The organism is Flavobacterium sp. I-STPP5a (assembly GCF_009764685.1).
Lineage (GTDB): Bacteria > Bacteroidota > Bacteroidia > Flavobacteriales > Flavobacteriaceae > Flavobacterium.
The window spans coordinates 1-7,913 of sequence record NZ_VHLM01000037.1; the positions used below are offsets into that span (position 1 = coordinate 1).

General features: G+C 31.2%; 7 protein-coding genes. All 7 read right to left on the minus strand.

The window, feature by feature from the left end; genetic code table 11:
- Nucleotides 1-178: 178 nt before the first annotated feature.
- The 7 genes from FJV36_RS07450 to FJV36_RS07480 all read right to left on the minus strand — a co-directional run bounded on the left by FJV36_RS07450 (nucleotide 179) and on the right by FJV36_RS07480 (nucleotide 7,470).
- Nucleotides 179-490 carry a transposase gene (locus FJV36_RS07450; protein ID WP_158727651.1) on the minus strand — a complete coding sequence of 104 codons (312 nt, stop codon included), beginning with the start codon at nucleotides 488-490 and terminating at the stop codon, nucleotides 179-181.
- A 395-nt stretch (nucleotides 491-885) separates the two neighbouring features.
- Nucleotides 886-2,196: a hypothetical protein gene (locus FJV36_RS07455; protein ID WP_158728875.1), complete on the minus strand. Its 1,311-nt coding sequence runs from the start codon at nucleotides 2,194-2,196 to the stop codon at nucleotides 886-888.
- Nucleotides 2,197-2,217: 21 nt separating this feature from the next.
- Nucleotides 2,218-2,454 carry a hypothetical protein gene (locus tag FJV36_RS07460; RefSeq protein WP_158728874.1) on the minus strand — a complete coding sequence of 79 codons (237 nt, stop codon included), beginning with the start codon at nucleotides 2,452-2,454 and terminating at the stop codon, nucleotides 2,218-2,220.
- Nucleotides 2,455-2,798: 344 nt separating this feature from the next.
- A complete protein-coding gene (locus FJV36_RS07465; RefSeq protein ID WP_158728873.1) occupies nucleotides 2,799-3,359 on the minus strand; it encodes a hypothetical protein in 561 nt (186 codons plus the stop codon).
- A 20-nt stretch (nucleotides 3,360-3,379) separates the two neighbouring features.
- Nucleotides 3,380-3,631 (minus strand): hypothetical protein, encoded by a 252-nt coding sequence (locus FJV36_RS07470; protein ID WP_158728872.1) that lies wholly within the window; start codon nucleotides 3,629-3,631, stop codon nucleotides 3,380-3,382.
- 124 nt (nucleotides 3,632-3,755) lie between these two features.
- Nucleotides 3,756-6,731: a histidine kinase gene (locus tag FJV36_RS07475; protein ID WP_233264561.1), complete on the minus strand. Its 2,976-nt coding sequence runs from the start codon at nucleotides 6,729-6,731 to the stop codon at nucleotides 3,756-3,758.
- Entirely contained in the window at nucleotides 6,721-7,470 is a 750-nt protein-coding gene (locus FJV36_RS07480) for a LytTR family DNA-binding domain-containing protein (protein WP_158728870.1), read from the minus strand. Before FJV36_RS07480 ends, FJV36_RS07475 begins: the two co-directional genes overlap by 11 nt.
- Nucleotides 7,471-7,913 lie beyond the last annotated feature (443 nt).

Sequence of the window (7,913 nt, forward strand, 5' to 3'; positions counted from 1 at the left end):
ATCGATTTAATAACCGCGTCTTGACTTACATATCCTTTAGATTTATTAAAAGTAAATTCACTAGGTTTAATACCTTTTTTATTTGAGCTTGGTCTTCGGTAATAACTACTTTGAACCATTCCTACTATAGTAATAATTTTGGTTTTACTAATCTTATGTTTACTATAAATACTATCTACTAAATCTTTCTTGGATCGGATGTCCCAAACTTTTTTTTTAAAAGTTCACGCCCAATTTCTAATTCGATTTCCTTGTTAGCTAATAATTTGCGTAGAATTCTGTTTTCTTCCTCAGCTTGCTTTAGCTCTTTACTACTAGTGTCATAAGTTACTTTTAAACCAGCTTCTCCCTGCTTCTCGTGTTTCTTCTTCCAGCTATACAAAGTGCCAGTGCTAACGCTGTATTTACGGCACGTTTCAACAACTCCTAATTCTTCTGAAAAGGATAGGATTTCTAGCTTTTCTTCTAAACTCCATTTCTTGTATTTCATATATCAAATGTACTATTTGAAATTTAAAATATCACTCCGAACTATTAAGGGGCTAAAATAACTTATTACAGGAAGCTAAGCCTTTTTTGATGACTCGAATTTATCTATAACTACTTCCATGCTATTGAATGGGTAAATTACGCTATGGGCTGAACCATAATTCCTTTAACCTTCAGTTTTTATCTTGGAACAGAAATAGCTGTATTTTTTTAAGTTGTGTATACGAGCGCCTTGAATTTTAATGGTATTGTATTTGTCTAGCATTATTTTTTACGAAAAAAAAGTTACCATTTTGAATTGTTCTTTTGATGCAACAGTTTAGAAGTTTGTGTTAAAATGGGACATAAAAAAAACGCTAATTGTAGTTAGCGTTTTTTGTAGAATATTAAAACAACTCAATTTATTTTATGATACTCGTATGTTGATTTTCCAACATTCACGTATGTAATTATAATCCATTTGGTAAGTTTATTGATTGAAATGATGACTTTAGAGAATTCAATTTTTCCAGTATAATTAATTTTATTACCTTCTTTAATAATAGTATTAATTTTTATTGATGTTTCATCGTCACCGTCAGGAGATGAAGTTGCAATTTTCATAGTACTTGTATTGCTATTCCAAATAAATGTCGAGTATGATTCTGCTTCATCGATATTGTATTTTGGCATTACTTTTAATTTCTTATCACTATACATTGACCAAACGCTTTCATATTTTGTAATTGGCTGGTTTGTTGATTTATCAAGCTTTGGATTTTTTGAAGCAAAATATCTCTCTTCATCCCAATCCATTTTAATAATCCCGTTGTAATCTTCCTCAGATAATTCGGATGCACTTCGCCTTTTATTGACATCTTCTTTTTTAGCCTCTAATAGTAACAAATGAATATCTAACATTTCTCTTTCTTTAAAACCTCTTGTTAATCTATTTCTTAAGTTTACTGCTTTAGTAAACATTGAAGGTCTTAACTTGTACAATGAATCTAATCTATTAATCAATTCAATTTTTTCTGCATGATTCCGCCAATTACTGTCTTTAAGTGTATATTCTAAATTTTGTTCATTAGTATCATGAGTCTCTAACAAATTTTGTTCATATTCTTCCAACTCAAGCATGTACTTGGGTATGTCTTGACCTACTTTTAATCCTCTACACAAAGCTGCTAATTTAGCATCTATCATTAAGGCTTCTTCTACTGCATCAGGATCTCCTTTGATGCTATTAAAATCGGCATAACATGTAACTTTTACCTCGCAAGGAAGTATTCCTAGTTTTAACTGTCTTGCAATTAGTGTATCCAAGGGAGTATGTCCGTCAAAGTAATTTTCCTTAGCATTTATTTGAATTCTTTCTTTTTCCAAGAGTTTCTCTTTAGCTATTTTTGCTCTTGCAATTTCTCTAATTTCATGCAAAGTTGGATTGCTTGCTTCGGCTATACTATCTTGCTTTGCATCAGCTATTGATTTTAACTTAAATGCTCTTTCTGCTTCAATTTTTTTTAATTGAACTCTAATCTCATCTATTTCATCTGCTTCTGCCATAGTTTGAGATTTATTTATTAAAACAACATTGTTAGGTGCAATTCCTTTATTTAATTGTTCTTGCGCTTCTTTTACTAAGCGATTTTTGGACATTCGGCTATCCTCTTGACAAAATGTAATTTGTGAGGAAAGAAAAATAACTAGTAATGTAATTTTTTTCATTTTTATAGGTCGTTGCCTTTTTTATTTTAAACCTACACCAAACTTTCCAATGAGAAAATCTTGAAAATTTAGAATTAGTTTTAGTTTGTTATCAATCCTTAAAGCATCTATACATTTTACTAAAGCACCAACATCATTTTTAGCTCTATACTCATGAATATATCGATAGTGGGTGATTTTCTTTGAGAGTGAGTATTTTTTTAATTTATTGATTTCATTTTGAATTGATTTAATAGAATCTTTTTCAAAGCTTTTCAAAATCTCATTCTGTTTTTCTACTTTGCCTATTGCTGAAATTAGATAAAGAGAATTTCTGCTAAACAAAGCATTATAAGTGATTCTTGATTGTTCCTCTTTTCTTCTTTTACGTATTGCTTGATTCTTTTTAATTTATCCAGTCTTTGACTAGTTAGATATTTCGATACTTTTTGCTCGTAAATAGTATCGAATAATTTTAAATCTACAAGCTCGTAGCTGTCAGGGTCGTTAAAGTTTTTTTTACGTATTCATCAATTTCATTTCTTACTTTACTCTCATTAGAGCAAGAAATAAACAGAAAAGATAAAAAAATAAAACTTTTAGTTAATTGATTCTTCATGGTTCTACTTTATGCAAAAAATCGCTATAATCATCCCAAGCAATAATAGTATTCGTAGACCGTCAATAGATTCTCGGTCTTCATGAGTAAATTCATTTGTAGCTCCAAACAAACCTCCTAAAAACCCACCTACTTTATTATCAATTCTACCATCTGCTTCATTCATAAGAACATTGGCAATACTTCCAAATATTCCATTTCCTACTGAATCATTAACTTTTTCTCGGACAATATTTTTTGCAGAATTAACACTGTTTGAGATTGATTCTTTACCACCTCTACGAAAATCTCGATCTTCATTTTCTTCCTTTTCTAAAAATTTTATGTAGAAATACCAAATCAATAAAAGTATACTAATAGCAAATGATATTCTATTTATATAAAATTCATGTACATCAAACTTTGAAAAAGCAAAAAATGATAATGTAATGGTCCAAAGGGGAGAATTCTTTCTAATGCCCTTGAGTGGATTTGAGCAAGACCAAAAAAAGCATACTACTATTATTGCTAAAGAAAAATATAGTTCTAAAGTAAAGTTTTGAAATTGTGAGGTTATAAAGTTCATTTTTTATCTTTTTTGGTATTTTACAACGCTGGTGAATGCTTTCCTTTGCTTGATCCGTTTGGATGTCTTGGACAGGAATTAGCAGTTAAACTTGATATACTACTTGATGATGAACCGCAATATTTACAGCTGTATTTTGATTTTTCGGAACCTTCATAAAGCGTATGTTTTCCCTTGCTTGGTCCAAGAGGGTGACGCGGACAGGAGTTAGCGGTTAAACTCGAAATACTAGAACTTTTCGATCCGCAATTGGCACAATAAAAATTTGACATATTTTGGTGTTGATTTATGGTTATCAGTCAAAACTAAAAAACTTAAAACAACAAAAAACCCCGAAATTATAAATTGGGGTTTCTGGGCTATAAAATGGGTAATCTGTGTTATATTTTTTTTTTGCTAAATATTTAATCGGATAATTACTGTAGTTCCTGTTTCTAAAAAAGTGATTTGAATAGGATTAACATTGCTAGGTTGCATAATTTGTAGGCGCTTTTTGGCAATGGCAATGCCTTTTGAATTGTGGGTATTTATATTTTTGGTATTGCCTTTCCCGTTATCTGATATTTGGATTTGAAGCAGCGGATCGCCCGTAATTGTAAAATCAATTGTGAAAGAAGGGTGAGGAGATTCTTCGTCAAAAGCATGTTTGAAAATATTTTCAACAAAAGGCTGTAATAACATTGTAGGTATTTCTATTTGATACCTGTTGATACTTTCATCTACTTCAATTGTAAATTGAATACGGTTGTCAAATCGTTTGTTTTCTATAGCAATATAGGTCTCTAAATATTTAATTTCATCAGCAATTGTTATGGTTTGGAAGGTAGAATTATCTAATGTTTGGCGCATTAGACTAGCAACTTCGCTAATATAAATTGTAGAATTTAGTTTGTCATTATTAAAAACAAAACCTTGAATGGTTTGTAAAGCATTAAACGTAAAATGCGGATTCATCTGACTTAATAAGGCTTCTAGCTTAGCCTTAGCAAGTTGATTTTCGGTTGCTGCTTTTTGTTGGGCCCGTTTCTTTATTCTGAAAATTAATAGCGCTGATCCTAGAATGATAAGAATTCCAATTGTACTATAAAACAGTCCTGTTTTCCAAAATGGAGGTTGAATGATAATTTTTAAAATAGTAAAACGCGTTGTTTTTCCGGCATGTAAATCTAAAACTTCAATTTCTAGATTGTAGGTGTCATTTGGTAAATAAGACAAATAAACGAATGGCTTTTCTGAATATGGACTCCATTGATTTGATTTTTTCAAGCGGTATCTAAACTTTAATTTGTTTGGAAACGAATGCCCTTTTGGTACAAAGTCTAATGCGATTGTATTGTGTTCATAATCTGCAGTTAATTGATTGGATTGATACGAAAACCAACGGTAGTTTTTTGGATCAATAGGAACCGAATTAATGGCAATTGAACTGATTTTGATATCCGTAACCGAATTTTTAGTTGCAGTAATTTTTTTTAAATCGATCGTGTAAAACCCTTTCTTAGTGCCAAGCCACAATTGATTTTCAATAATATTTGAACTAGTTATGGCGGCATCTTTCAGCCCTTGTTCCTTATCAAATAACTGTATTACTCCATTATGATAGCAGTTTATTCCTTTTTCGGTACCTATAAAAAGATAGTCTTGGTAACTTTCTAGAAACGTGATTGTAGTACCAATCAAGTGATTTTTTGCAATTGTTTTTAGTGTTTTAAAAGATTTGGCGTTATCAATTACATAAATAGCACCAAATTCAGATGCAATAATTAAGTTTCCTTGCTTATTTTGGGTAATAAATTTGAGTTTACTTTCGTTCCAAATACCTTCTTTTAGCAGCGATTTGAAAGTTTTATTTTCATAAACAAACAATCCTTGAAATACTGAAATGAGGTAGGTTTTACCTGTTGCATTTAAAATTCCAACTATGTCCAAAGGGGTATTTATATTAAATTCCGAGAAGTGTTTGGCTTTTAAACCAGTAAGATCATCATATACCCGAACGCCCGCATAGGGAATTGTTTCTAAAAATTGGTGATCATAGGTAAACCCAATTTTATAACTGTGAATAGGTGCGTAATTGATTAATCCACCCTTAAAGTTCATCTCAAATAAACCAATGTTGCTGCTGATCCAAAACGATTTTTGATGTTTTATAATTTCGTAAAATTCGATTTGGTTTGCGGGTATTTTATAATTTAATTCATAATAACCATCAGTATGTGAAGGCAATTTTCGTTTTGAATTTTGGATATAGGCTAGTTCGACATTTTTAAAACCAGTTAATGAAACTGATGTGGTAATGGTATTGTCTTTTTCTAAAAAGGAGACTCCATCCTGATGCAGTACCACTTTTTTTGCTCCGATGGTGGTGAAATCCACTATCGACTTATTTTCAAATGGGTTGTAGTTAATAGTTTTATCGAGCTGAATTTCGTATATTCCTTTGTCTTTTGAACCTACGTATAGCATGTTTTTTTTACGAGCGTGCACCACATTCAATAAATTTTTAGAATCAATTCCGTACAATTCCGAAATGTTTTTCATTTGGTTATTTGCAATTGCATACAAACCACCGCTGTTGTCAAACACACCCCAAGCAGCCGCGTACAGATTACGATTACTATCTGCAGTGAAGTCCCAAAAAGTAGATTGGCCAAGAGATTTTGAAGTTGGCTGATGTTGTATTAACTTGTCCATCGGGAAGGATTGCAGAAATCCTTTGTTGGCGCTTAGTAAAGTTCCTTCAAATAAACCCAAACTATAGGCATTCTTAAACTGATGTATGGGTACAACTGCCGGTTTATTTTTATGTGTTGCAATTTTAAAAATCCCTTCGTTAGCGGTTGAAAAATAAACATCGTTCTTGTACACTACGAAATCGGTAACAATAAATACTCCAAAATTCGGTACAATTCCTTTCGGGACTACTACTGCGTTGGTCTTGGTATCAATAATGGCAACTCCTAGTTCTGTACCTACATAAATTTTGTCGTTGTGAGCTAATACTTTTCGGGCTCTTAAAGAAGGTATTCCTTTTTGTGTGTTAAAAATAGTAAATTGTAAACCGTCATATTTGTACACACCGCCACCATAACTAGCAAACCAAAAATCGCCATTGCAATCTTGAGCTATGTCCCAGCAACTGTTATTTTGTATTTTTTTTGGTAAAATTAGATTGGAAAAGGCTCCATTTTCCAACTTCGAAATCCCATTTTCAGTACCAATCCATAAGTCTTCATTTTTATCTAAAAACAATGCGCGTACTGCATTATTAGGTAATCCATTTGAAGTAGTGTAATTGATGGAAGGCTTGTATTGAGCTGAACAATAAAAACCATAAAAACAAACAAGAAAAAGTAATACTTTAGTTGGCAAGTGCATCTATAAGTTTAGTTTTGTTATAATAAGCGTCTGAAACTTTAATTTGGGAACCATTTGACATTTTTAAAGTATAACTTTTGCTGTTAAAGGAAGCTATTTTTCGCTTGTTAAGAATAGCGCTACTACTTACTTTGATAAAATTACTTTCGGGTAATAATAGCATTACATCTTTTAAGTATTTATGGATTACAATGGTGTCATTTATTGTTAGAATTGTACATTTTCCTGTTCCATTTTGAGATTGACAACTTATAATTTCAGTTGTGTCAACCACTATGAAACCGTCATTGGATGGGAACAAAATGGTAGTTTGAGTTCCATTCAAATTATTCTTTAGGATTGCGTTTCTGTTTACAGTGTTGGCCAATGCCTTTTTAGATTCGAATTGCTCAACAATGGCCTTTATGTTTAATGGGTTAATGGGTTTCATTAAATAATTCATAGCACTTATTTCAATAGCTTTTGTATATTGATTGGCATGTCCGGTAACAAATACCACTTCAAAAGGCAGTACATCAAAATTATCGGCCAATTCAAAACCATTTTTTTCGGGCATATCAATATCTAAAAACACTAAATCCGGCTTGTGGGTTTTGATAGCTATTAATGCGGTATCAACAGAAGGACATAGTGCGACAATTTGAATAACTCCATTACTGTACAATTCACAAAAACTTTTAATGAGTTCTCTAGAATTTTTTTGATCATCAACGATGATAGCATTTAGTACCATAAAATAGAAAAAGAATTGCGTTAGTAATAGTTAAATTGACTTGTGAAATGTACCATTTTATTTGCAAAATAACAAAGTTACTATTTTGATTTTTTTTTACTACCGTTAAAATATAGAAGTTTATTTTTAATATTCTAGTGTTTCTGGTAATTGTCAGTTAATAATGCTAGCATGATTTAATGAAATACAATGATTCTAACAGAATTTAATTATCTAAAGTAAGTTAAGTAATTATTACTATTAATTGTGTAATAATATTTTTTTTGTTTATTTTTTTGTTTTATGTTTACTTCCTTAACTAATTAATAACAAAAACCAATCCTGTCCTAAATAAAATTACATCATATAAAATCCGCCCATTTCATTGAGTTTACACCTTAGAAATGGTCATTTTTTAAAACAGAACCCCCTGTATGTTTTCTGGAGGAGGCTCTATGTGTTCT

Coding starts and splice junctions, on each gene's coding strand:
- FJV36_RS07450 (WP_158727651.1), bottom strand. CDS start 490: ATGAAATACAAGAAATGGAGTTTAGAAGAAAAGCTAGAAATCCTATCC.
- FJV36_RS07455 (WP_158728875.1), bottom strand. CDS start 2,196: ATGAAAAAAATTACATTACTAGTTATTTTTCTTTCCTCACAAATTACA.
- FJV36_RS07465 (WP_158728873.1), bottom strand. CDS start 3,359: ATGAACTTTATAACCTCACAATTTCAAAACTTTACTTTAGAACTATAT.
- FJV36_RS07470 (WP_158728872.1), bottom strand. CDS start 3,631: ATGTCAAATTTTTATTGTGCCAATTGCGGATCGAAAAGTTCTAGTATT.
- FJV36_RS07480 (WP_158728870.1), bottom strand. CDS start 7,470: ATGGTACTAAATGCTATCATCGTTGATGATCAAAAAAATTCTAGAGAA.